Here is a 23,722-nt window from a genome sequence, read left to right as displayed (position 1 = left end):
GTCAAACATGTTTAAATTAGATGGTTTTTTTACAAGTGGATGGACATTTAATGAGGTAGAGTGTGATTTGAAAAATAGATATCAGATGGTAAATATTGCTATCTTACTCTCTGCCGGCGGTTTGATTTATGGAATAATTGGAAACTATATAAGAGATATTCAAGGTTTTATACCTATTGAAACTGCTCTTTTATTTATGAATTTTATAATGTTTTTTGCTTTAAGAAAAACGCGTCAATTTTTTGAAATTTTTGCAATAATTATTACTCTTCAATATACTTTTTTATTTTTATTTCTTATTTATAACGGTGAACCAAATGATTTAAAGCATCTTTGGATATTTACTTATCCCATAATACTTCTCTATTTTCAAAAGACTATTCATGCGATATATTGGCTTGCATTTGTTTTTTTTATGCTTATAATCGCCCCTTTGCAAAATTTTGTAGAGATAAATTACACTATGTATCAAATGACATATATATCTTTTGTTTTAATTATAATTAGTGTAATTATCTATTTCTATCAAAGAAAAATAGATGAAGCAAGAACTATTATTTTAGAACAGCGAAATATGTTGCGAAATTTTAATCAAGAGCTTGAAAAACAGATAAAAGATAAAACAACTGAACTTATTAAACTCAATGAATCTTTAGAGTTGAAAGTTGAGCAAAAACTTGAAGAGTTAAGAAGTAAAGATCAAATACTTCAAGCACAATCAAAACAGGCTGTAATGGGTGAAATGATAAGTATGATTGCTCATCAGTGGAGACAGCCGCTCTCTACTATTACCCTTCAAATAGCAGATTTACAGCTTAAGCAGTTACTTGGCAAAGAGAGAGATTGTGAAGATATCGACAGAGCATTAAATAATATCAGTGATACCATTATTTATCTTTCTGACACTATTGATGATTTTCAAACTTATTTTCGTCCAAATAGAGAAGTAGTTGAGATTGAAATTCATGAATTACTTCAAAAGGCACTGAACTTTGTCAAATCAAGATTAAGTGATAATAAAATAAAAATAACAATTAATAAAGAGGCTGATATATATATATAAAAACATATGTAAACGAACTTGTTCAAGTGGTGTTAAATATTTTAAATAATGCAATTGATGCACATAATGATGTTAGAGTTCAAAATCCTTTTATTGTTTTACATACCAAAGCATCAGAAGAGAAAGTTTTTGTTATTATAGAAGATAATGCAGGCGGGATAACTGATGAAAATTTTTCACATCTATTTGAGCCTTACTTCAGCACTAAAGATAAAAATGGAACCGGACTCGGTCTTTATATGAGCCAGATGATTATTCAAAAGCAGTTTGGCGGTGAAATTGATGTTGAAACTTCTAAAAAAGGATCTGTTTTTATTATAAAAATTCCTAAAAATATAACATAGCGTGATAAAATTATTTTTTTCTATAAAGTTTAAAAAAAATTGAGAACTTTTGAGATATAATTTATTAAAATGAAAAAGGTTTATATATGTATTTAAAGGATTTAAAGTTCTCTTTATGGGCAGATTTTATCGAAAGAGACTATTTAGATAATGAATTTAAGGAGTTAGTAGAGGAGGGGATTGTTAATGGAGCAACTTCAAATCCTGCAATATTTAAAAATGCAATACTAAATTCAAATGCATATAAGGATCAGTTATCCAGACTCTCCTCTTTAACTCCTAAAGAGAAGTATGAAGCTGTTGCTATTTATGATATACAAAAAGCGGCAGATATATTAAAACCGCTTTATGAAAGGGGTGATGACGGATATGTTAGCATAGAAGTTGATCCGTATCTTTGTGATGATGCTAATGCTACAATAAAAGAGGGGGAGCGACTTTTTAGACAAATAGATCGTAATAATGTTATGATAAAAGTTCCTGCTACAGAGGCTGGATATATAGCTATGAGAGAACTTTGCAGCCAGGGAATTCCTGTAAATGCGACACTTATATTTAAAAAAGAGCAGGCTCTATCATGTGCGAATGCTTTTAGAGAGGGTCTGGCAAAAAGCGAAACAGAGGTTGATACCGTTATAAGTGTTTTTGTAAGCAGAATTGACAGAGCTTTGGATCAAGAACTAACTAAGCATGGGGTAGCTGCTTCTTTAAGCGGAATATACAATAGTGCGGATATCTATGCAGAAGTTGAAAAGATGGGAGTGAACGGGTGCAGAGTGCTTTTTGCAAGTACCGGAGTAAAAGATGATTCCCTGGCGCCTCACTACTATATAGAAAAACTTTTGGCGTACAATAGTGTAAATACAGCACCAGTAGAGACTATAAAAGCTTTGCATTTAAATGGAAATAAGGAGAGCGCTTTACCAATTTCACCTCAAATAATAGGGGAACATTTTGAAAAAATCAAAGAAATAGGCATAGATTTTAATACCGTGCTAGATAAACAGATAGATGATGGATTAAAATCTTTCAAAGATGCATTTAAAGATATATTGGAGTCGTTATGAGTGGTAATAAAAATGAAGTAGATATAAGTCAGTTGACATTTGATCAATTAAAAAAGATTCGAGAATATCTTAAAAAATTGATTGAAAGCGGCGGCAGTGATTTACATGTAAAATCGAATGGTTTAATAAGAGCTAGAATTAATGGAACAATTGTTCCATTTTCTGAGAATAAATTTTCTTATGAAGATGCTATGATTCTCTCTAAAGAGATTCTTAGAGGAAGATATGCGGAGCTTATTGAAAATAAAGAAGTTGACTTGGTCTATCAGTTTGATGAATCTAACCGTTTTCGTGTAAATATTTTCTTTCAGATGGATGGTCCTTCTTTTGTATTTCGTGTTATTCCTATGCAGATACCGACAATTGAGCAGATGAAATATCCTGAAGCCATAAAAAATTTTACAAAAGAAGAGCGCGGACTGGTTCTAGTTACCGGAACTACAGGGAGTGGTAAATCAACAACACTCGCAGCAATGGTAAATGAAATAAATACAACATATAAAAAACATATTATAACCATTGAAGATCCTATTGAATTTGTGCATAAAGATAGAGGATGTATCATAAATCAACGCTCGTTAGGACAAGATACTCTCTCTTTTGATAGAGCTCTAAGAGCTGCTCTTCGTGAAGATCCTGATATTATACTTGTAGGTGAGATGAGAGACCGTGAAACTATAGAGTTGGCTCTTCATGCTGCAGATACTGGACATTTGGTTTTTTCAACATTGCATACACTCGATGCGAAGGAGACAATTAATCGAATTATAGGTATGTTTCCTTATGAAGAACAAAATCGTGTTCGCCTCTCTCTTGCAGGAGTTTTAAAAGGAGTTATCTCTCAAAGGTTGATCCCTACAAAAGAAAATAAACGAATAGCGGCAATGGAGATACTTGTAAAAACTCCTACTATTGAGAAACTTATTTTAGAAAATCGTGATTATGAGATTCGTGATACCATAGAAAAAGGACGAGAATATTATAAATCACAAAGTTTTGATCAGCATATTTTTGATATATATAATGAAGGCATTATTACAAAAGAAAAAGCAAAAGAGTACGCAACAAGCGCTTCTGATTTAGAGATGAAAATGAGCGGGTTTAACAGCGGCAAAGCTTCTGATCTTATTAATAAATCTGAAAAAAATAGTAAAAATGAAGCAGTAGATGAGGATGTGTTTGATTTAAAATAATCTTTAACTGTATTTAAAGCTTAGAGATGTATAATTGCGAACATTTTTATTAAGGATTTAATATGTTAGAAGGCATTATTAGAGAGAGTATTGGCAAAAGAAGCACAAAGGCGCTTCGCCGTGATGGTTATCTAATTGCAAACATATACGGAAAAGGGCTTGAAAATATTCATGCTGCATTCAAAGAGAATGAGTATATCCGTACTGTGCGCAACAAAGATACTTTATCGTTCCCAATCAGCGTTGGCGGAAATGAGATGAATGTTGTTGTTCAATCCTATGAAACACATCCTGTAACAGCAAAGCTTTTGCATGTAGATTTAATGGTGGCACAACCTGGTGTTGTTACTCACTATCATGTTCCTGTTTTCGCACAAGGTGAAGCAATTGGACTAAAAAACAAAGGTTTAGTACATATTTCAAAACCTCGTTTAAGAGTAAAAGCTGCAATCGAAAATGTTCCAAACAGTATTAATGTTGATGTAACAAAAATGGATGTAGGTGATGCTAAAATGTTGCGTGATCTTGAAAAAATTCCAAATGTTACATTCACAGATGCTGATCGTGTATCTGTACTAAGTGTAATTAAAGCTAAGTAATCATGCTGATAGTCGGTCTGGGAAATCCTGGTCCGAAGTATGAGTTAACTCGTCATAACATAGGTTTTATGGTTATTGACGAGCTTATCAAAAGAAATAGCGCTCAAAAATTATCTTCTTCATCCTTTAACGGTGAACTTTTTAAACTCTCAAGTCATTTTTTATTAAAACCGCTTACTTTTATGAATCTATCGGGCATTTCTATTGCCGCTGTAAAAAAATTTTATAAAATTGAAGAAGTTGTTGTAATACATGATGATTTGGATCTTCCTTTTGGTACTCTTCGTTTTAAAAAAGGTGGCGGCCACGGTGGACATAACGGACTTAAATCCACTGATGAAAATATCTCCAAAGAGTATATAAGAGTAAGAATGGGTATAGGCAAACCTGAGCATAAAGGTGAGACTGCCTCTTATGTTTTAAGTGATTTTAACAAAGAGGAGCAGCAATATCTAAGCGAGTGGATATCATACGCATGTGAAGCTGTTGAATTTTTGTTAGAAAACTCCTTAGAAGATGTTAGTTCTAAATATACAATTAAAAAATTTCAGCTAAAATAGCACTAAACTTTTAATTGGATTTTTAATATATGCTGGCTTTTAAATATATCTCTTTTCATTATATTAAATACTTCATTGTTATTTTATCAGCACTTGTTCTTTTTTTAGTTGGTTTTGATTATATGGGAAGTGCTGATAAGTTGGATATATCAGCCAATCTGCTTTTAATATATTTAGTTTATAAAACTTTTTTTGCTATAGATATGCTTTTGCCTCTTTCTCTTATTTTTGCAATGATAAGTACAAAAATATTTTTGATTCGTTCAAATGCATTGGTCTCTTTTTATTCTCTTGGATATTCAAGGGTTGATATTTTAAAGCCTTTTGTTGTTGTTTCTACTGTAGTTATTATAGCTTTTATCGGAGTTCACTCAATTTCGAATTTTGCAAGAGCAGATGAGATGGCTAAAAATATTCGTAAAAATGCCCAATATCTAAGCCCAACAAGAGATCTTTTTTTTACATATAAAGATAAATTTGTATATTTTTCAAAAATGCTTCCTTTGCAAGAGAGTGCTGAAGATATAAGAGTGTTTAGTTTTAAAGAGAACTCTTTAAAAGAGGTTTTAATAGCTTCTAAAGCAAGATATAGAGATGAAGCGTGGCATATAGACAGTGCTGATATTATTACTAAACCTGATGAAATTAATTTCAATTCGCTTGGCATAAAGGTAAATGAGAAAAATAATTTAGAAATTCTTCAAGATTTTAGACCAAAAATGTTAGATCAGGTTTATGAGGGCAAAGTTAATTTTACTATAAAAGATGCTATAGATGCATATACATTGTTAAAAGCCCAAAATATCAATACAGATATTGTAAAAAGTTCACTCTATAAGATATTTGTTTATCCTTTTTTTGTGCCAAGCATGATTGTTATTATTTTCTTTTTTGTTCCTGTAAGTGTGAGATTTTTAAATGTATCACTCTTTAGTTTTGCAGCTATTATTTCCTCTCTTATGATATGGGCACTTCTTTTTGCACTTATTGAACTCTCAAGTCATAAGACTGTACCAAGTGAAATTGGTATTGTAGCTCCTGTTTTCATTCTTTTCTTAATTGCTTTTAGGCAGTGGAGAAAATATCGATTAGCCACTTAAGAATTTTCAATTTATTTGATAGTGAAGTGCTGCAATCGTATAAATTTTATAACTAAAGTATAAGTACTTTTTGGATAAAATTGTTTAAAAAATATTTGGGACTTTTATGATTAATTTTAAAGAACTTGCATCCACATACAAAACCCCGCTTTACATATATGATTTAGACTATATGAGTGCGCAATATAAAGAGTTAAAAGAGGCATTTAAAGGCAGAAAATCAATTATGGCATATGCTATAAAATCCAATTCTAATCTTAGTGTTATTAAACACTTTGCAGAGTTGGGAAGCGGTGCTGACTGTGTCTCCATCGGCGAAGTGCGTCGTGCCTTTTTGGCAGGTATTCCAAGTTACAAGATTATTTTTTCAGGTGTTGGAAAGAGTGATGATGAGATACGCGAAGCAATACAAAAAGATATTTTATATATTAATGTAGAGAGTGAAGCCGAACTCGGCCGTGTTGAACTTATAGCAAAAGAGTTAAATAGCGTATGTAGAATCAGTATAAGGGTAAATCCAAATATTGATCCGCTTACACATCCCTATATCTCGACAGGACTTCATGATAATAAATTTGGAGTGGAAATTGATGCTGCAAAAAGAATGTATATCCGTGCAAATAACTCAGAGTATCTGGATCCTGTAGGCATTCATTTTCATATAGGTTCTCAACTTACAGAGTTAGAACCCATATATGAGTCTGCTGCAATAGTAGCAGATATGGTGCGTTCGCTTCAAGGCATAAAAATAGAGTTGAAATTTTTTGATGTAGGCGGAGGACTCGGTGTTAAATACAATAATGAAACAACTATAAAGCCGTATGATTATGCACAGGCAATATTTTCAACTTTAAAAGGATTGGATTTAACAATTATTTGTGAACCGGGAAGATTTTTAACAGCAAATGCAGGTTATTTTTTAACAAAAGTTTTATATGAGAAACAAAATGGTTCAAAAAGATTTGTTGTAGTTGATGGTGCTATGAATGACCTTTTGCGTCCGAGTCTTTATAAAGCTTACCATAAAATCGAGCCTATAACGGAGAGTAAAAGCGAACTAAGTCAAGCAGATGTAGTAGGACCGGTTTGTGAAAGCGGTGATTTTTTTGCAAAGGAGTGTATGTTGCCGACTTTGGAGCATAACGATCTGCTTGTAGTCCACAGTGCCGGAGCATATGGTTTTGGCATGGGAAGCAACTACAACACAAGAGGCAGAAGTGCCGAAGTGGCATTAAAAGGCGGAAAGGCAAAACTTATCCGAAGACGCGAAGAGTTTGAAGATTTAATAGCACTAGAGAAAGAGTTTTTAGAGTAAGTGCTTATAAAACTTTTTCTGTTGTATAGCTGAGAGGTTGAAAAAAATAGAATATTTTGGAGGTGTTTAATTGTATTTCATTGATGTTCAAGGTACTTTAATTAGTGATGCGGATAAATCTCCATTGCGTGGAAGCATAGAGTTTATCGAAAAATTAAATGAAGAAAAAATTCCATATATGGTTATTACTAACAATACTAAAAAAGCTTCAAAAGATTTTTATAGTTATCTTCAATCAATAGGTTTTCATTTTGAATTTACAAAATATCTTGATCCGCTTATGCTTTTAGAATCTTCTTTAGAAAAAGAAGCTGTTGCGGCCTATGGAGCAGAAGAATTTTTGAGTGTTTTGAAAAAAATGGGGTATATTTTAAATTATAAAAATCCCAAAACAGTTTTAGTTGCGATAAAAGAGAATTTTTCTGCCGAGGAGTATGCGCAGATGATAGATTTTTTGCTTAATGGCGCATCTTTGGTGGGTATGCATGAAACATCAATATATGCAAAAAACAACAAAAGGTATCCCGGTGTCGGAGCAATTTTAAAGATGCTTGAATTTGCAACATCCTCCTCTTATGATGTTGTTGGAAAACCAAGTGTTTCTTTTTACAATGAGGCTTTAAAGATGTTGCAATTACAAGAAAAAAGTGCTAAATTTAGTGATATAACTATTATTAGTGATGATGTAAAGGGTGATTTGGGCGGAGCTAAAGAGATGGGGATGAAAACGATTTTTGTTACAAGCGGAAAATATAAAAGTGCTCAAGAGATAGTACCTTTTTTAAAACCTGAATTAAAGCCAGATTTTATTTATGCCGATATGCAGGAGATTTTGGAGGATAGATGGAAACTTTAGAAGATTGTAGAGTTGCAATTGATGCTATTGATGATGAGGTGCTAAAACTTCTTAATAAAAGAATGGAAATTGTTAAGCGGGTGGGCGAAATCAAAAAAGATAGTGATAGCGCAATATATAGACCGGAGAGAGAAAAAGCAATTATTCAAAGATTGACTCAAAATAGTATGGATCAGCAGGGACTTTTAAATAAAAATGCCATCGAAGCTATATTTTTAGAAATTTTTGCAGTTTCAAGAAACTTGGAGCTTCCGGAGCGTATAGCTTATCTCGGTCCTGAGGGAAGTTTTACTCATCAAGCGGCAGAGAGTCGTTTTGGGGCGATGAGCGACTACCTTTCTTTAAGCTCTATTCACTCTGTTTTTAAAACACTTGAAGCAAAAAGAGCTAAATTTGGAATTGTTCCGATAGAAAACTCAAGAGACGGAGTAGTAGGTGAAACACTTGATCTTTTGGCAAAAAGTTCTGTAAAAATTGTGGCAGAACTATATATGCCTATTCATATGTCATTTGTTACAAAAGCAAAGAAAATATCGCAAATAACTAAGATTTATTCAAAAGACAAAGGTTTTGGGCAGTGTAAAGAGTTTCTTCAGGAGTATAACCTTGTTAATGTGGAACAAATTCCGGTTGAGTCGACTGCAAAAGCAGCAATTTTGGCTTCAAAAGATCCAAATGCTGCTGCTCTTTGTAGTCATATTGCAGCAAAATTGTATCGTGTGCCGACAATGTTTGACCGCATCGAAGATGATATAGGCTCTTTGACAAGATTTATAATTCTTAGTGATTTTAAAAATGCTAAGAGTCAAGATGACAAAACTTCTATTTTAGTGAGACTCAAAGATTCTGTGAAAGCAGGATCGCTTGTTCATTTTTTACAAGATTTTAATGAACAAAATATAAATCTTTCAAAAATAGAATCACGACCTTCAAAAAACAAGGGCGGATTTGATTACTGGTTTTTTATAGATTTTTACGGGCATATTGATGATGAAAAGTTTCAAAAGGTACTACAAAAACATAAAGGGGAAGTAACTTGGTTAGGAAGTTATGTAAAAGGTGAAGAGATTGAAGTTTAATAAAAATTTAGAAAATATAAAAACATATGAGACTGGAAAACCGATAGAGTTGGTTGTAAGAGAGTTTGGCATAGAACCAAAAGATATTATAAAGCTTGCATCAAACGAGAACCCTTACGGAACTTCTCCTAAGGTTGTGGCTGCTGTTAGTGAGATTGTGACTAAAATGGCTCTTTATCCTGATGATTCTATGATAAAGCTGAAAAATGGATTAAGTAAAAGATTTGATGTTGAAAATGAAAATATAATTATTGGTTCAGGCAGTGATCAGGTTATAGAGTTTTTAATTCATGCAAAAGCCTCTTCATCTTCAAAAATCTTGATGAACAGTATAACATTTGCGATGTATGAAATATATGCTAAACATGTAGGAGCAAATATTATTAAAACGGCTTCACAAGAGCATGATCTTGATGAATTTTATGCACTTTACAAAGAAGAGAAACCAGAAATCATATTTATATGTACGCCAAATAATCCAACAGGAGATGCACTTGACGCTCAAAAAATATATGATTTTTTAAAGAAGATAGACAGTGACACACTTGTGGTTATAGACGGCGCTTATATGGAGTATGCTATTGCTAAAGATAGTTCAAAAGAGATAGCTGTAAAAAAACTTATAGAAGAGTTTGATAATGTTGTTTATCTTGGTACATTTTCTAAAGCTTACGGGCTTGGCGGGATGAGAGTCGGATATGGCGTGGCTGATCACAATATAATAAAAGAGCTATACAAACTTAGACCTCCTTTTAATATTACCACTTTGTCTCTTGAAGCTGCAAGTGTAGCGCTTAGTGATGAAGAGTTTGTAAAAAAGAGTGTAACTCTTAATCTTGAGCAGATGAAACGCTACGAACAATTTGCAAAAGAGCAAAAAATAGATATAATAAATAGTTATACTAATTTTATTACATTTTGTTTAAATTCAAATCAAGATTCTACAAAGATATCAAATTCTCTTTTGAAAAAAGGTATGATAGTAAGAGATTTGAGCAGTTATAATATGAATGCAATTAGAGTTACAATAGGGACAGAAGAGCAAAATAGTCGTTTTTTTGAATTAGTAAAACAATTTTTATAATTTAAAAATAGGAAATTGATGAATTCTAAAGTACTTTTTTCGCAACTTTTTGTTCTAAAAAATAGGCTAAGTAAAAAACAAAAGCTTATTATTGGTTCTGCTGTTGCGGCTATTATCATATTTTTAATTTTTTTGAGTGTTTATACGGCTGAAAAAAATATAAATAGTAGATATGAAGTGCTTTTTGGCTCTTTGGCTTCAGCAGATGCTGCCAAAGTTATCGAAGAGTTAGAAAAAAAAAGTATCTCTTATGAATTGCTGGATAATAATATTATAAAAATTCCTAGAAATATTTTATATAAAGAGCGCATTGCAATTGCTTCTTTGGGAATTGTAAAAAAAGGCTCAGTAAGTTTAAGTGAAGAAGATTTTAAGCAAAATGAAAAATATTTTCAAGCACTAGAAGATGAACTCTCCCGTACGATTAATGTACTTTCAGTGGTTGAAAATGTCAGTGTTCGTTTGACTTTACAAAAAAATGCAACAACTTTGGTTCTGCTTCAATTGACCAAAGGAAGAGAGCTCTCTTTAAAACAAATAAGAGGGATTAAAAATCTTGTTGCAGCAGCGGTACCAAACCTTTCTCCATCGGATGTTGTTCTTATAGATAATAATACAGAAATTATCGGAAATATAGATGAGATGGAGCAGTTGACTACTCTCTCAATTATGCAGCAAAATTTTAAAGCAAATGAAGAGAAAAAAAAAGAGAGAAAAATTATAGAGGCTATTTCTCCTTATATCGGTAAAGATAAAAAAATTGCCGCACAGGTTAACATCGACTTTGATTTTTCTGTTAAAGAACCTTCTTCTGATAAATATAATTCCGAGTTTGCACAAATTAAAAAGATTATGGCCACCGTTATTGTGGATGGAGATTATAAATATAAATCTGATGCAGATGGCAATCCTACAAATGAGCTGGAGTATGAGCCGCTATCAGAGAATGATTTAAAAACTATATCTTTATTGGTTAGCCGTTTAATCGGCATAAACAAGGAGAGAGGTGACCAGATAAGTGTTAAAAATGCGCAGTTTAAAATAGCTGAGGTTAATGCACTAAAAAATAAAACAGATGTGTCGTTTTTTGAATTTTTGAAATATTTATTTGTATTTATATTTCTTTTTATTGTCTATATAAAATTGATTGCTCCATTTGCAAAAAAAGCATTTAAAGTTTCTAAAAAAGAGCAGAAATCAAGTGAAATATTTTTAGATTCTGATGTTGAAAAAAATTTTTATAAAGATGAGGATAAATATACTATTTCTCTTGATAAAATGAAAATTATGATTGACAAATCACCCGAAGCTGCCGCAAATATTTTTCAAGCTTTAATTGCAGAAGATGCTCAAGAAGCTATAATGCACAGGAGAAGATAGATGAATCTAAATCCCGCACAGCAAGCAAAATTTGATAAAATGAGTAGAGCGGAAAAAATAGCAGTTCTATTAATGCTTATGGGTGAAGATACAACAGCTTCTGTATTTTCAAATATGAGTGTTGATGCAATAACAGAAGTTTCAAAATATATAGCTAGCAACAAAAGTGTAGAAAAAGCTGTTGCGGTAGCTGTGCTTAAAGAATTTTATGCAATTTTTCAATCGCAGCAGTTTATTATCGGCAGAGGTATAAAATATACCAAAGAGCTTCTTTACAGAGCACTTGATGTTGAAGATGCAGATAAGATTTTAGAAAAACTCTCAAAAACATTACAAGAGGATCAATACTTTTCATATTTGTCAAAAATCAAGCCTCAGCAGCTCTCAAAGCTTCTTGTTGATGAACATCCTCAAACAGCAGCGCTTATTTTAGCTCACATGGATGCAGTTGAAGCAGCCGATACATTGCACTATTTTTCAGATGATTTAAGAAGTGAGGTTTTGATAAGAATTGCTAAACTGGGGGATATCTCCTCATCTGTAATAAAAAGAGTTTCCGATGTTCTTAAATCCAAACTGGAACTCTCTTCATCAAAAGAGTTTAAAATCGGCGGTCTTCGTGCAGTTGCTGCTATTTTAAACTCTTTTGATGAAAAAATTTCCAAAGAGACATTTGTTAAAATATGTGAGCAGGATAAAGAGATATCAACTCTTATTAAAGATATGATGTTTTCTTTTGAAGATATAAAAACACTTGAAAAAAAAGCAATTATAGAGATACTTAACAGTGTAGATAAGCATGATTTAATGCTTGCGTTAAAAAGTGCCTCTCCAGAGCTTAGAGATGCTTTTTTTAGTGTTATGAGTGAAAAAGGCAAAAAAGTTTTTGAAGAAGAGGGTCAGTTTTTGGGTGTAGTAAAGATGAGAGATATTAAAGATGCGCAAAGAAGAGTCATTAAGAGAGTTGAAAGCCTTGTTGAAGATGAAATAATTCAATTAGATTTAGGAAAAAAAGAGGCGGTAAAGTAGTTTGTCAAGTATAATAAGCAGTGAAAATATTAAAAAACACAATATTGATAAGTATGAATTTAAGATATTAAATATTAATTTAGAATCCAAAAAAAAGGTTAAAGAATCTTTAGCAAATCAAGAAAAAAATATTGTTAAAAATCAGAAACATATACAAAAGAGAGAAACTGATATAATAACATCTGATATTATAAAGCTTCAAATTAAATTGCAGAAAATGAAACATAAGCATAAAAAAAAGCTTAAAAAAATAAAAGAGAAATCTTATGCCAAAGGCATTAAAGATGGTGAAGCAAAAGCTCTTAGACAATATAAAAAAAGCAATATTAAGTGAGTAAAATAGATTTATGAATATAAAAACAAGCACAATTAAAGAATTAGAAAATCTTTGTAAAGAGATACGAGAAGAAATTTTAAGAGTGGTCAGTAAAAATGGCGGACATTTAAGTTCTACTTTGGGAGCTACTGAGCTTATAGTAGCTATGCATAAGGTATTTGACAGTAAAAAAGATCCTTTTATTTTTGATGTATCGCACCAGTCTTACGCACATAAACTTTTAACAGGAAGATGGAAAGAGTTTGATACACTAAGGCAGTTTAACGGTCTATCTGGCTATACAAAACCAAGTGAGAGTGAACATGACTACTTTGTGGCGGGACACAGCTCTACTTCAATATCTTTGGGTGTTGGTGCTGCTAAAGCAATTGCTCTTAAAGGTGAGCAAAATGAAAGAGTTCCTGTAGTTATGATTGGCGATGGGTCTATGACTGCAGGGATGGTTTATGAAGCTCTTAATGAACTAGGCGATAGAAAATATCCGATGATTATTATACTTAATGATAACGAGATGAGCATATCTAAGCCCATTGGAGCACTAAGCAGAATGCTTAGTTCAGCCATGGCATCACCATTTTATCAAAACTTTAAAAAGCATACTGAAAATTTTGTAGATAATTTTGGAGAGAGTGCGCACTATATTGCAAAAAGAATGGAAGAGTCTCTAAAGCTTATAACTCCGGGTATTATGTTTGAAGAGATGGGAATTGATTATATAGGGCCCATTGACGGACATAATCTTCCTTCGCTTATAGAGATACTTCAAAAAGCTAAAGAGCTTAAAAAACCTGTTATTGTTCATGCTCAGACGATTAAAGGAAAAGGTTATGAAAAGGCTGAGGGACAGGAAGAAAAATGGCATGGAGTTGGACCTTTTGATATAGATAGTGGAAATTCATCTAACAAGAGCACGCTTAAGAGTGCAACTAAAATATATGCAGAAGCTCTTTTGCACTTGTGTGAGGAGAATGAAAAAATTGTTGGTGCAACGGCTGCTATGCCTAGTGGAACGGGTTTAAGCGAATTAATTCAAAAGTATCCAAATAGATTTTGGGATGTGGCAATTGCAGAACAGCATGCTGTTACTTCAATGGCGGCTTTAGCAAAAGAGGGATTTAAGCCATTTTGTACAATCTACTCTACATTTTTACAACGAGGGTATGATCAAATAATACATGATACATGCCTAATGGATCTGCCGGTTGTTTTTGCACTTGATCGTGCCGGAATAGTCGGCGAAGATGGCGAAACTCATCAAGGGGTTTTTGATATCAGCTTTTTAAGAGCTATACCAAATATGACTCTTTTTGCTCCTAGAGATGAAAAATCTTTTCATCAAGCTCTTGCTTTTGCAGCCAGTTATCAGCACACATGTTCTCTGCGTTATCCGCGAGGCTCATTCATAGAGACTGATCTGCCGGAATCTCAGCCCTTTGAATTGGCAAAATCACAACTGCTTCGTTCAAATAGCAGTGATATTTTGTTTATAGGCTATGGAAATGGTGTCGGTCGTGCTTATCAGACAGCTGAGTTATTAAATGATGAAGTTAGCATTTTAGATTTGCGATTTGTAAAGCCTCTTGATAATGAGATGCTTCGTGAAATGGCTGCAAAACATAAAAAGTGGTTCGTATTTAGCGACAGCGCAAAGATGGGCGGAGTCGGCAGTGCTATTTTAGAGTTTTTGTCAAAAGAGAAGATTTTGGATGTAGAAGTGGTGAGTTTTGAGTATGAAGATAATTTTATTACTCATGGAAATACGAAACAGGTGGAGGAGTCTTTGGGACTTTTGCCTTTACAGCTGGCAAAAAAGATTATGGAGTTAGTTGAATAACTCCCGCAAACCTTCCTGTTTTTGCTTTAGCTCTGTATGAAAAATATTTATGAGTATTGCAGCATGTGCACTCATCGCAAAACTCAATATTTTCTCTTTTTATGCCGCAAGATAAAAGTTGTTTTTTTAAAATTGCAGCTACATCAAGATAGAAGTTCTCGTTCCTTTTTTGAACAGCATACTCTAAAGATAGTGCTTTTGCCTCTTCGTAAATCTCACTTCCAACTTTATAACAGCAGACACCAATGCTCGCACCAGCGCTTACATATATGTCTTTTGGATCTGAGTCAAATTCCGTTTGCATCTTCTTAATTACATTTTTTACTATATTTTTAAATGCGCCTGCTCTTCCTGCATGAACAGCAGCGATAACCTTTTTTTTATCATCGTATAAAAGCAAAGGAGAACAATCAGCTACCATAACCATAAGCGGAGTGTTTTTTCTGTTTGTTATAAGCGCATCGCAAGTTGGCGGAGTTTGAAAGTCTTCATCTCTTACCATATATACGATATCGGAGTGAATCTGTTTCATGTGCACGAGCGAGTTTTTTTCATACCCTAGCTCTTTTGCTAAGAGTTCATGATTTTTCTGCACCTCTGTTTCGTTACCTCCGACATGAAATGCCAAGTTTCCACACTCTTTTGTTGTAAAAGCGTGCAAGAGGTTTGTAAATGAGTCTAGTTTTTTACTATAATAAAATTTCATAGAAAAATTATATCCAAAAGGGAATATTTTGAGTAAGTTTAGTTTATATCCGGTTACTTTGGATGGTTTAGATATAGAGGCAAAAAGAGAAGAGATAAGAGCATATTTTCACAATACTTACGATATTTTTGAGAAGATTTTTGAAGTACTAAAGAGCGATGAGATTTTTTATCAAAAATCTGAACCGACTCGTCATCCGATGATATTTTATTTTGGACATACGGCAACTTTTTTTATAAACAAACTAGTTTATATGAAGATAATTAAAGAGCGTATAAACTCTGAGTTTGAGTCTATCTTTGCCGTGGGTGTGGATGAGATGGAGTGGGATGACTTAGAGAGCAGCCGTTACAAATGGCCTAAAGTGGAGGATGTAAGAGAGTACCGCAAAAAGGTTAGAAGTCTTGTTGATGGGCTTATAAGTTCACTTCCTCTAACTCTGCCAATCACACAGGAATCGCCTATGTGGATAATTTTAATGGGTATAGAGCATGAGCGCATTCATATAGAAACCTCTTTGGTTCTGCACCGTCAGATGCCGCTTAAAAATGTTAAAGAGGTAAGAGAGTTCAACATCTGTCCGCATAGTTCGGAGGCTGTAAAAAATGAGATGATAAAAATAGAGGGTGCCAATGTTGTTTTAGGTAAAGATAAATCACATAATCTCTACGGATGGGATAACGAATATGGTAAATATTCGCAATATGTGGATGATTTTAAGACTTCAAAATATTTGGTAAGCAATGGCGAGTTTATGGAATTTGTAAAAGATGGCGGATATGAAAATGAAGAGTTTTGGGATGATGAGGGGAGAAAGTTTTTAAAAATCAGCGGTGCGAAACACCCAACTTTTTGGGTTTTTGAAAATGGCAAATTTAGATACAGAACGCTTTGCAAGCTCATAGATATGCCGCTTGACTGGCCGGTTGATGTTAACGCACTTGAAGCAGAGGCGTTTTGTCGTTACAAAAGTAAAAAGGATGGAGTATTTTATTCTTTGCCGAGTGAGGCGGAGTATAGACTGATATATGATTATGCAGGTTTGCGTGATATTCCTGACTTTCATGAGAGCAGAGCAAATCTAAACTTCTATCACTACTTTAGTTCATGCCCTGTAAATGAGTTTGGCTTTAACGGCATATATGATGTTGTCGGGAATGTCTGGCAGTGGAGTAGAACGCCGATATTTGGTTTTGAGGGTTTTGAAGTGCATCCGGCATATGATGATTTTTCTGTACCTACATTTGACAATAGACATGCGCTTATTTTAGGCTCATCGTGGGCAAGTAGCGGAAATTTAATTATGAAACACTCCCGCTACGCATTTCGCAAACACTTCCCTCAAAATGCCGGTTTTAGATATGTAGTATCAAACAGTGACATAAAGATAGAACAAGATGTTTACGAGAGCGATGAATTGGTGTCACAGTATTGTGAATTCCAGTATGGAGATGCATACTTAGGCGTAAAAAACTTTGCAATTGAGTGCGCAAAAATAGCCTCTAAATTTGTAAAAAATTATACAAAAGCACTTGATATGGGATGTGCAACGGGAAGAACAACATTTGAGCTTGCCAAGAGTTTTAACAAAGTTGAAGGGATTGACTTTTCCGCTAGATTTATAGGCGTGGGCGTAAAGCTCAAAAATGAGGGATACATAGCATTTTCTTCAAAAACTGAGGGCGATTTGGTGCAAAAAAAGAGGGTAAGTATAGAAGAGCTCGGTTATGAGAAAGTAAAAGAAAAAGTCTCATTCTGGCAGGGTGACGCATGCAACTTAAAACCAAATTTTAATTCTTATGACTTAATACTCGCTACAAACCTCATAGACAGGCTCTACAACCCTAAACTATTTTTAGAGAGTGTGCATAATAGACTAAACAACGAAGGTGTATTGATTTTAACATCACCATACACATGGCAGGAGAGTTCAACCAAAAAAGAGTTCTGGCTGGGCGGATATAGAGATGAGAGTGGCAAAGAGGTTAAAACCATAGATACGCTCAAAGCGATACTTGGCAAAAATTTTGAACTTTTACATGTAGAGGATAGAGAGTTTGTTATAAAAGAGACAGCAAGAAAGTTTCAGCACAGTGTTGCAGAGGTAAGTGTTTGGAGAAAGAAGTGAGATACGACTTTTCAACTTCTGTACCAAGAGAAGACACAAATTCGGAGAAGTATGTTTTAAGAGAGAAGCTATTTGGAACTAAGGGTGTGGAGCCTTTGTGGGTGGCAGATATGGATATTGATACACCTGATTTTGTGTTAAATGCTGTAAAAAAGAGATTAGAACATCCGGTTATAGGATATGAAGAGGTGCCATCTAGTATGTTTGACGCTCAAATAGAGTGGATGAAGAGGGAGCATAATGTAGAGTTTGTGCTTGAAGATATGCTCTATTCGCACTCTGTGGTTGCAAGCATGAATGTTGCGATAGAAGCATTTACACAAAAGGGTGATAAAGTGATAGTGCAAACACCTGTCTATTCACCTTTTTTTCACAGTGTGATGGAGCGTGAGAGAGAGATCTTAAAAAATCCTCTAAAGCTTGGTAAAGATGGAAAATACACTTTTGATATAGAAGATTTAAAATCAAAAATTGATGAAAAGACAAAGCTTTTGCTTCTTTGTTCGCCGCATAATCCGGTTGGAAGGGTTTGGAAAAGAGAAGAATTGGAAGAGATTTTAAAAGTTTGTCTTAAACACAATATTGTCGTATTTAGCGATGAGATACATTGTGATTTGGTTTATGCTCCAAGCAAACATACTCCTTTTGTCTCGCTCTCTCAAGAAGCCAGAGATATAGCAGCTACGGCTATAGGAGTTGGAAAAACATTTAATATGGCGGGATTTGCTATAAGCAGCGTGGCAATACCAAACAGAGATTTAAGAGAGAAATTTTTAAAAGTCTATAACCGTATCCATTTTGCAAATGGAAGCTCTCTTTCGCATGTAGCTTTTGAAACTGCTTACAAAGATGGTAGAGAGTGGCTTGAAGCATTAAAAGAGCATCTTTTAAAAAACTACAATATGTTGCAGAAGGTATGTGAAAAATTCCCGCATCTTATAAAAGTAACACCTATAGAAGGAACCTATCTCGCATGGCTCGATTGCAGAGGGATGAAACTTCGAGATAAAGAGTTGAGAGATTTTTTTGTAAAAGAGGCAAAATTAGGTCTTAGTGCCGGGCTTGGTTTTGGCAGGGAGGGAAGTTGTTTTATGAGATTGAATTTTGCAGTTTGCTCTGTTAAAATGATTCAAATAGTTAGTTCACTAGAAAAAGTATTGTTAGAGTATAAAAAAATTGATTGATATAAATAGAAAGAAGTTGTAATGAGTAGTGATTTAGAAAAAATAGATAAGTTTTTATCAAAACATCATGTTTTAACTCTTGCTACATCAAATGAAAAAGAGCTTAGCGCATGCAGCCTTTTTTATGTTTTTGATAAAGTAAAGAACTCTTTTGTCGTGGCAAGCAGCGAAGCTACTACGCATATACAAAATATTTTGAAAAATCCTTTTGTTGCAGGAGCAGTTGTTTTAGAGACTAAAATAGTAGGTAAAATAGAAGGAGTTCAATTTAGGGGAGAATTTTTGCTTTTAGAAGATGAGACTTTAAAAAAATTATATTTTAAAAAGTTTCCCTATGCTCTTGCTATGAATCCCAAACTTTGGCAGATAAAAATAAACTATTTTAAAATGACGGATAATACTTTGGGATTTGGTAAAAAAATTATTTGGCAGAAATCTTGAAAGAGCATGGCAGATTTTTATGCAGCATTAAAGGTTTTAAGTAAGCTGTTTTAGCTTATTTGGTACAATGGTATAACTAAATTTTAAAGAGAAAAACAGATGGATAAAATATTACTTATGCTGCAGCTTCAAGCGGATTTAAACGAGGCTACAAACGGAGAAAAATGGACAAGCGGAATAACAAAAAACTCTAAAGTAATAAACTGGAAAAGATGTATCTACATGGAGTGTGCGGAAATGATTGAGAGTTTTACATGGAAGCACTGGAAAAATATAGATAAAGAGGCAGATTGGGATAATTTACAAGTTGAAGTTGTTGATGTTTGGCATTTTATAATGAGTTTGGCTATAGAAAACTACTCTCAAACACTAAGAGGTCAAATTGAAGATTTAGCGATAAATATTTCAGAATTAGAAAGTTTTAATAAAATAAATACTCAAAATACGACATTTGCACAGCAAGATGATATTATAGAAAAGATAGAATCGATTATGCTAGATACTCTCTCTAAAGAGCCTTTAAATCTTGAAAAATTGATATCAGACTTTTTTGATTTAGTTGTAATGAGTGGTCTTGATTTGGAGAGTTTGTATAAGCTTTATGTAGGAAAAAATATTTTAAATCAGTTTAGACAGGATCACGGCTATAAAGAGGGAAATTATATAAAAATTTGGGCCGGTGAAGAGGATAATGTAATAATGAAAAGAATTTTGGAAGAAAATAGTGACATAAAACCAGATGAGTTATATAAAAAACTTACAAAACTCTATTTAGCTTTAAACAAGAGTTGAGATTTGAGTAATATATTAGAAGTTGAAAATCTTTCTTTTGGATATAAAAAAGATTTCTTGCTTTTTAATAATTTGACATTTTCATTAAAAAAAGGGGAAATTAAAGCGATTGTCGGTGCAAGTGGAGCTGGTAAAAGTACTCTTTTTGAGTTGATACTAAAAAATTTAAAACCAATATCTGGTTCAATTAAAAGTTCTTTTTGTTCAGAAGTTTTTCAAGACCCTTATAGCTCATTTCATCCAAGTTATAAACTTTTGAATCAGATAAAAGATGTAGCAAAACTTGATGAGCTTGATAAATATTTAGAAAATATAAAGTTAGATTATGAAATCTTGCTTAAGCTTCCATATGAACTCTCCGGAGGGCAGCTTCAGCGTGCTTCGATTCTTCGTGCAATGCTTATGAAACCGGATCTGCTTCTGCTAGATGAGCCTACATCTGCGCTTGATAATGTAATTCAGTTGGAAGTTATGAGTATGCTTGTAAAGCATCTTGACAGGATGGGGATGCTGCTTATAACGCATGATTTGGATTTGGCAAAGTGGTGTGCCGACGAAATAATTATGATTTAAGAAGATACTTCATTAAATAAAAACCACTTCCAGCCGTAAAAATAGTTCCAAATGCATTAAGAGAGATATTTGCAGCTGCCAGGAGTATATGCCCGCTGTTTAACAAAAAAAAGCTCTCAATGGCAAAAGTAGAGTAGGTAGTTAGTGCACCTAAAATCCCAGTAGACAAAAATGATTTTGCATGTACTGAAAAGAGTGTTGTAGACATAAAATAGGCTATAAGCAACCCCATTATAAAGCTGCCGATTAAGTTTACTCCCAAAGTCCCATATGGAAGATCATGCGGAAATTTATGAGAGATTAAACCGTTAAGGTAAGCTCTTAAAACAGCACCTATAAAACCGCCGCTACCTATGGCTAGGATTGTTTGCCAGCTCATTATCATACACCTTTTGCATTTTTTCTCTTAAGTCTTTTAGCCAGTTTTCATCATTTTTATCAGCTACAAATGATTCCATATAGATCGCTTTTATGCGCCCTGGTTTATAGTAGAAGTTTTTTATATTATAGTATTTTGAAGTTTGTATTAGTACAACGGGCTGAACACGAAGTCTGTTTGCATCAGCTACAATTTTTGCTCCTGATTTAAATGGAAGCATTTTGTCTTTTGTGGAGCGTGTTCCTTCAGGAAACATGGTTATTACTCTATTTGTTTTAAGGACGCGCTTTGCATCTTTTAAAAGTTTTATAAGAGATGTTTTACTCTCTCTCTCAACTGCTATATCTTGCGGCATCTTAAGAATTAAACCAAAAAAAGGCATATCAAAGAGCTCTTTTTTTGCAACCCAAGTAAGATCCCTTGAAGTGATTGTTTCCATTACAACTATATCTAAATCACTTTGATGATTTAAAAGAAACATTTGAGCTTTTGGATCTTCTTTGCCTTTTACTTCAACTGTAAAAAATATACTGATTCTAATAAGCCAGGCTGAGAATTTTCTGCTATATGGTCTAGGAAGAATATGAAAAGTTAATATCATAATAGTAAGCGATACTGCTATTATTATGGTTGCAAATAACCAACTAATGTGAGCAAATATCTTCATTTTTTACCCAACCTATTTTTTCATTTTTTAACTGCACTTTTACCCACCCTTTTACTTCATCCTCTTTTTTCAGATAGTATTTACCTGGGGTTGTTTCAAATATTGTTCCATTTGCTATAGGAAGAAGATAAATTTTTGAATCCTTTTTTATACATATCTCTTTTGATGGAATACCGGTATACGCAATATATGCAAGAGGAATGAGAATAAAAACTAAATAAATATACTTTTTTTTCAATAAAATGATAAAAAAAAGTATAATAGCTATAGCTGCAGCAAAAGCAATTTTTAACATTTCGTGAGATTGATCTTTTGGCTTTAAATCACTTTGTGTAGTTACGCTGTCATCTATTAAAACTATTGGTATATTGATCGGTACAAATTCATTTTTATTTAGATTAAAATAGGAAAATGATAAATTTTCTATTTTTTTATCTATGATTGCATAGTATGTAATTTTGGAATCAAAATAAGATTCTACAATAGATTCTGTACCTTGTTTATACACATCATTTAGTTTTAAAGCAGAGATATCGCAATTTTTTGCAGTTGCTACAAATACAACAATGTTGTGTGTATCGTTGTAGTTGGTAGTTTTATATTCAATAATTTCAAATATATCTGCAATAATATTTGAAAAATCTTTTTTAGGATTTAATGAGATAACATTTAAATTTTGACCCGATAAAGTTGTAGTTTTGTATTGGACATCGCTATTATTACTTAATAATATGGCTCTAAAGTCCGGAAGTCTTACAGTAGTTGATGTTGCTAAAAAATAAAAAGTATCATAATAGTATTTGGAATCTTCTTCCCTTAAAGGGAAATCGTTTAAAAGCTTCAATCCTTTTGAATTTGAAAGATCGTAAGTTATGTCTACAAAGTCTTTTACTGTAGAGAGAAGTTTAAGGGTTACTTTAAAAATCTCTCCTTTTAAAACTCTTGATGGAACTTCTTGATAGTTTAGGTAAATAACTTTTGAAGAGTTGTTGTGATAAGTGTTTTTTTCAATATTAGTAAAGTTGTCTGAATTTGGAGCATCAAATGTATTTGCAAATATAGAGATGCATAAAAAAAACGATACTAATAGTAAACCTCTCACGCTGTTAAAAATCCCTCTAACATTTTAACTCCATCATCACTTCCAAGAAGAGATTCCATTGCTCTTTCAGGGTGAGGCATTAATCCAAAAATATTTTTTTCTTTATTGCAAATACCAGCAATTGAGTCTACACTTCCATTTGGATTTTTATCTTCTGCATTTTCATCACAATATTTCAAAAGAATCTGATTATTGTCGTTGAGCTCTTTTAATCCAGCTTCATCTATGTAATAGTTACCATCATGATGTGCAATAGGAATATTGAGAATATCACCAACATTAAATTTTTTTAAAAATATATTATCATTGTTTATCACTTTTAGATGATGATATTTTGAGATAAAGTGCAGGTTTTCGTTTCTCTTAAGTGCACCAGGAAGAAGACCCGCTTCTGTAAGTACTTGAAATCCATTACAGATTCCCAATACTTTTCCGCCATTATCTGCATATTTAGTTACTGCCTTCATAACAGGACTAAATTTTGCAATTGCACCGCTTCTTAAGTAGTCGCCATAGCTAAAACCGCCCGCAATTACTAAAAGATCTGTATCAGAAGGAATTGTTTCAGATTTATGCCATAAAATCTCTGTTTGCGCTCCTAATGACTCAAAGGCATGTTGCGTGTCATACTCGCAGTTCGTACCCGGAAATTGTAAAATTGCTACTTTCATTTTATCAGCTCAATTTGATAATCTTCAATAACGGTATTAGCAAGAAGCTCTTCACACATTTTTGTAACATCTGCCATAGCTTTTGTTTCATCAGCTTCATCAAGATTTAAAACTATCTGTTTTCCAATTCGCACATCATTTACATTACTAAAGTGCAAAGATTCTAATGCATGATGCACCGCCTTGCCTTGAGAATCTAAAACACCTGTTTTTAAAGATACATTTACAATTGCTTTCAT

26 protein-coding genes are annotated in these 23,722 nt (G+C 33.2%); 20 read left to right on the top strand and 6 right to left on the bottom strand.

All coding sequences use genetic code 11. The features are described from left to right. The first annotated feature begins 7 nt into the window (after positions 1-7). The 15 genes from CVO_RS07455 to dxs all read left to right on the top strand — a co-directional run bounded on the left by CVO_RS07455 (position 8) and on the right by dxs (position 14,840). Positions 8-1,063 carry a sensor histidine kinase gene (locus CVO_RS07455; protein WP_241690954.1) on the top strand — a complete coding sequence of 352 codons (1,056 nt, stop codon included), beginning with the start codon at positions 8-10 and terminating at the stop codon, positions 1,061-1,063. A 29-nt stretch (positions 1,064-1,092) separates the two neighbouring features. Further along, positions 1,093-1,407, top strand: a complete 315-nt coding sequence (locus CVO_RS09860) for a sensor histidine kinase (protein WP_241690953.1) — start codon at positions 1,093-1,095, stop codon at positions 1,405-1,407. A gap of 86 nt (positions 1,408-1,493) precedes the next feature. Next, positions 1,494-2,474, top strand: coding sequence for a transaldolase (locus CVO_RS07450; RefSeq protein WP_159571270.1), 981 nt, complete (start codon positions 1,494-1,496; stop codon positions 2,472-2,474). Next, the gene (locus tag CVO_RS07445; protein ID WP_152298805.1) at positions 2,471-3,667 is read left to right on the top strand and encodes a type IV pilus twitching motility protein PilT; all 1,197 of its coding nucleotides are present in this window, start codon (positions 2,471-2,473) and stop codon (positions 3,665-3,667) included. Before CVO_RS07450 ends, CVO_RS07445 begins: the two co-directional genes overlap by 4 nt. A 62-nt stretch (positions 3,668-3,729) precedes the next feature. Beyond that, positions 3,730-4,266: a 50S ribosomal protein L25/general stress protein Ctc gene (locus tag CVO_RS07440; protein WP_152298806.1), complete on the top strand. Its 537-nt coding sequence runs from the start codon at positions 3,730-3,732 to the stop codon at positions 4,264-4,266. Then, positions 4,266-4,826: an aminoacyl-tRNA hydrolase gene (pth, locus tag CVO_RS07435; RefSeq protein ID WP_206672420.1), complete on the top strand. Its 561-nt coding sequence runs from the start codon at positions 4,266-4,268 to the stop codon at positions 4,824-4,826. The genes CVO_RS07440 and pth overlap by 1 nt, the downstream gene beginning before the upstream one ends. A gap of 29 nt (positions 4,827-4,855) precedes the next feature. Next, positions 4,856-5,926 carry an LptF/LptG family permease gene (locus CVO_RS07430; RefSeq protein WP_152298808.1) on the top strand — a complete coding sequence of 357 codons (1,071 nt, stop codon included), beginning with the start codon at positions 4,856-4,858 and terminating at the stop codon, positions 5,924-5,926. Between the two features lie 106 nt (positions 5,927-6,032). Further along, positions 6,033-7,241, top strand: coding sequence for a diaminopimelate decarboxylase (lysA, locus tag CVO_RS07425; RefSeq protein WP_188093935.1), 1,209 nt, complete (start codon positions 6,033-6,035; stop codon positions 7,239-7,241). Between the two features lie 70 nt (positions 7,242-7,311). Continuing rightward, on the top strand, positions 7,312-8,097 hold the full coding sequence (locus tag CVO_RS07420) for an HAD-IIA family hydrolase (RefSeq protein ID WP_152298809.1): 786 nt from the start codon (positions 7,312-7,314) through the stop codon (positions 8,095-8,097). Next, the gene (pheA, locus tag CVO_RS07415) at positions 8,085-9,176 is read left to right on the top strand and encodes a prephenate dehydratase (protein WP_152298810.1); all 1,092 of its coding nucleotides are present in this window, start codon (positions 8,085-8,087) and stop codon (positions 9,174-9,176) included. Before CVO_RS07420 ends, pheA begins: the two co-directional genes overlap by 13 nt. After that, complete coding sequence (hisC, locus tag CVO_RS07410) at positions 9,166-10,260, top strand: histidinol-phosphate transaminase (RefSeq protein WP_159571264.1); 1,095 nt, start codon at positions 9,166-9,168, stop codon at positions 10,258-10,260. The genes pheA and hisC overlap by 11 nt, the downstream gene beginning before the upstream one ends. 18 nt (positions 10,261-10,278) lie before the next feature. Next, on the top strand, positions 10,279-11,640 hold the full coding sequence (fliF, locus tag CVO_RS07405) for a flagellar basal-body MS-ring/collar protein FliF (RefSeq protein ID WP_159571261.1): 1,362 nt from the start codon (positions 10,279-10,281) through the stop codon (positions 11,638-11,640). Beyond that, on the top strand, positions 11,641-12,669 hold the full coding sequence (gene fliG / locus CVO_RS07400; protein WP_152298813.1) for a flagellar motor switch protein FliG: 1,029 nt from the start codon (positions 11,641-11,643) through the stop codon (positions 12,667-12,669). 1 nt (position 12,670) lies between these two features. After that, positions 12,671-13,003 (top strand): hypothetical protein, encoded by a 333-nt coding sequence (locus tag CVO_RS07395; RefSeq protein WP_152298814.1) that lies wholly within the window; start codon positions 12,671-12,673, stop codon positions 13,001-13,003. Between the two features lie 13 nt (positions 13,004-13,016). Further along, positions 13,017-14,840, top strand: a complete 1,824-nt coding sequence (gene dxs / locus CVO_RS07390; protein ID WP_159571258.1) for a 1-deoxy-D-xylulose-5-phosphate synthase — start codon at positions 13,017-13,019, stop codon at positions 14,838-14,840. On the opposite strand, the gene pgeF is transcribed toward dxs, so the two are convergent. Next, positions 14,821-15,546, bottom strand: a complete 726-nt coding sequence (pgeF, locus tag CVO_RS07385) for a peptidoglycan editing factor PgeF (RefSeq protein WP_159571255.1) — start codon at positions 15,544-15,546, stop codon at positions 14,821-14,823. The genes dxs and pgeF overlap by 20 nt on opposite strands. Before the next feature lie 28 nt (positions 15,547-15,574). Here pgeF and ovoA point away from each other — a divergent pair, with 28 nt between their 5' ends. From ovoA to CVO_RS07360, 5 genes are all read left to right on the top strand, one after another. Next, a complete protein-coding gene (gene ovoA / locus CVO_RS07380) occupies positions 15,575-17,674 on the top strand; it encodes a 5-histidylcysteine sulfoxide synthase (protein WP_159571252.1) in 2,100 nt (699 codons plus the stop codon). Continuing rightward, the gene (locus CVO_RS07375) at positions 17,659-18,858 is read left to right on the top strand and encodes a PatB family C-S lyase (protein WP_241690952.1); all 1,200 of its coding nucleotides are present in this window, start codon (positions 17,659-17,661) and stop codon (positions 18,856-18,858) included. The genes ovoA and CVO_RS07375 overlap by 16 nt, the downstream gene beginning before the upstream one ends. A gap of 21 nt (positions 18,859-18,879) precedes the next feature. Then, positions 18,880-19,299: a pyridoxamine 5'-phosphate oxidase family protein gene (locus CVO_RS07370; protein WP_152298818.1), complete on the top strand. Its 420-nt coding sequence runs from the start codon at positions 18,880-18,882 to the stop codon at positions 19,297-19,299. 99 nt (positions 19,300-19,398) lie between these two features. Further along, positions 19,399-20,091, top strand: coding sequence for a dUTP diphosphatase (locus CVO_RS07365; protein ID WP_152298819.1), 693 nt, complete (start codon positions 19,399-19,401; stop codon positions 20,089-20,091). 3 nt (positions 20,092-20,094) lie between these two features. Beyond that, positions 20,095-20,664, top strand: a complete 570-nt coding sequence (locus CVO_RS07360) for an ATP-binding cassette domain-containing protein (RefSeq protein ID WP_152298820.1) — start codon at positions 20,095-20,097, stop codon at positions 20,662-20,664. Here the strand turns inward: CVO_RS07360 and crcB are convergent. From crcB to purS, 5 genes are read right to left on the bottom strand one after another with little or no spacing between them, the layout of a single operon-like run. After that, positions 20,654-21,043 carry a fluoride efflux transporter CrcB gene (gene crcB, locus CVO_RS07355; RefSeq protein ID WP_159571249.1) on the bottom strand — a complete coding sequence of 130 codons (390 nt, stop codon included), beginning with the start codon at positions 21,041-21,043 and terminating at the stop codon, positions 20,654-20,656. The genes CVO_RS07360 and crcB overlap by 11 nt on opposite strands. Next, positions 21,012-21,710, bottom strand: a complete 699-nt coding sequence (locus tag CVO_RS07350) for a lysophospholipid acyltransferase family protein (protein WP_159571246.1) — start codon at positions 21,708-21,710, stop codon at positions 21,012-21,014. The genes crcB and CVO_RS07350 overlap by 32 nt, the downstream gene beginning before the upstream one ends. Beyond that, positions 21,688-22,812 carry a hypothetical protein gene (locus CVO_RS07345; RefSeq protein ID WP_159571242.1) on the bottom strand — a complete coding sequence of 375 codons (1,125 nt, stop codon included), beginning with the start codon at positions 22,810-22,812 and terminating at the stop codon, positions 21,688-21,690. The genes CVO_RS07350 and CVO_RS07345 overlap by 23 nt, the downstream gene beginning before the upstream one ends. Continuing rightward, on the bottom strand, positions 22,809-23,483 hold the full coding sequence (gene purQ, locus CVO_RS07340; RefSeq protein WP_159571239.1) for a phosphoribosylformylglycinamidine synthase subunit PurQ: 675 nt from the start codon (positions 23,481-23,483) through the stop codon (positions 22,809-22,811). Before purQ ends, CVO_RS07345 begins: the two co-directional genes overlap by 4 nt. Beyond that, positions 23,480-23,722, bottom strand: a complete 243-nt coding sequence (gene purS / locus CVO_RS07335; RefSeq protein ID WP_152298825.1) for a phosphoribosylformylglycinamidine synthase subunit PurS — start codon at positions 23,720-23,722, stop codon at positions 23,480-23,482. Before purS ends, purQ begins: the two co-directional genes overlap by 4 nt.

It is taken from the genome of Sulfurimonas sp. CVO (genome assembly GCF_009883775.1).
In the GTDB taxonomy this organism is placed as follows: Bacteria; Campylobacterota; Campylobacteria; order Campylobacterales; family Sulfurimonadaceae; genus Sulfurimonas; species Sulfurimonas xiamenensis.
Note: the sequence above shows the minus strand (reverse complement) of the source record. Positions and strands in the feature narration are given on the sequence as shown.

Excerpts from the sequence above, each read along its gene's own strand:
- CVO_RS07455 (WP_241690954.1), top strand. The coding sequence starts at position 8 with ATGTTTAAATTAGATGGTTTTTTTACAAGTGGATGGACATTTAATGAG.
- CVO_RS07450 (WP_159571270.1), top strand. The coding sequence starts at position 1,494 with ATGTATTTAAAGGATTTAAAGTTCTCTTTATGGGCAGATTTTATCGAA.
- CVO_RS07440 (WP_152298806.1), top strand. The coding sequence starts at position 3,730 with ATGTTAGAAGGCATTATTAGAGAGAGTATTGGCAAAAGAAGCACAAAG.
- fliG (WP_152298813.1), top strand. The coding sequence starts at position 11,641 with ATGAATCTAAATCCCGCACAGCAAGCAAAATTTGATAAAATGAGTAGA.
- pheA (WP_152298810.1), top strand. The coding sequence starts at position 8,085 with ATGGAAACTTTAGAAGATTGTAGAGTTGCAATTGATGCTATTGATGAT.
- purS (WP_152298825.1), bottom strand. The coding sequence starts at position 23,722 with ATGAAAGCAATTGTAAATGTATCTTTAAAAACAGGTGTTTTAGATTCT.
- CVO_RS07370 (WP_152298818.1), top strand. The coding sequence starts at position 18,880 with ATGAGTAGTGATTTAGAAAAAATAGATAAGTTTTTATCAAAACATCAT.
- lysA (WP_188093935.1), top strand. The coding sequence starts at position 6,033 with ATGATTAATTTTAAAGAACTTGCATCCACATACAAAACCCCGCTTTAC.
- purQ (WP_159571239.1), bottom strand. The coding sequence starts at position 23,483 with ATGAAAGTAGCAATTTTACAATTTCCGGGTACGAACTGCGAGTATGAC.
- crcB (WP_159571249.1), bottom strand. The coding sequence starts at position 21,043 with ATGAGCTGGCAAACAATCCTAGCCATAGGTAGCGGCGGTTTTATAGGT.
- CVO_RS07430 (WP_152298808.1), top strand. The coding sequence starts at position 4,856 with ATGCTGGCTTTTAAATATATCTCTTTTCATTATATTAAATACTTCATT.
- dxs (WP_159571258.1), top strand. The coding sequence starts at position 13,017 with ATGAATATAAAAACAAGCACAATTAAAGAATTAGAAAATCTTTGTAAA.
- CVO_RS07350 (WP_159571246.1), bottom strand. The coding sequence starts at position 21,710 with ATGAAGATATTTGCTCACATTAGTTGGTTATTTGCAACCATAATAATA.
- pgeF (WP_159571255.1), bottom strand. The coding sequence starts at position 15,546 with ATGAAATTTTATTATAGTAAAAAACTAGACTCATTTACAAACCTCTTG.
- CVO_RS07445 (WP_152298805.1), top strand. The coding sequence starts at position 2,471 with ATGAGTGGTAATAAAAATGAAGTAGATATAAGTCAGTTGACATTTGAT.
- fliF (WP_159571261.1), top strand. The coding sequence starts at position 10,279 with ATGAATTCTAAAGTACTTTTTTCGCAACTTTTTGTTCTAAAAAATAGG.
- CVO_RS07365 (WP_152298819.1), top strand. The coding sequence starts at position 19,399 with ATGGATAAAATATTACTTATGCTGCAGCTTCAAGCGGATTTAAACGAG.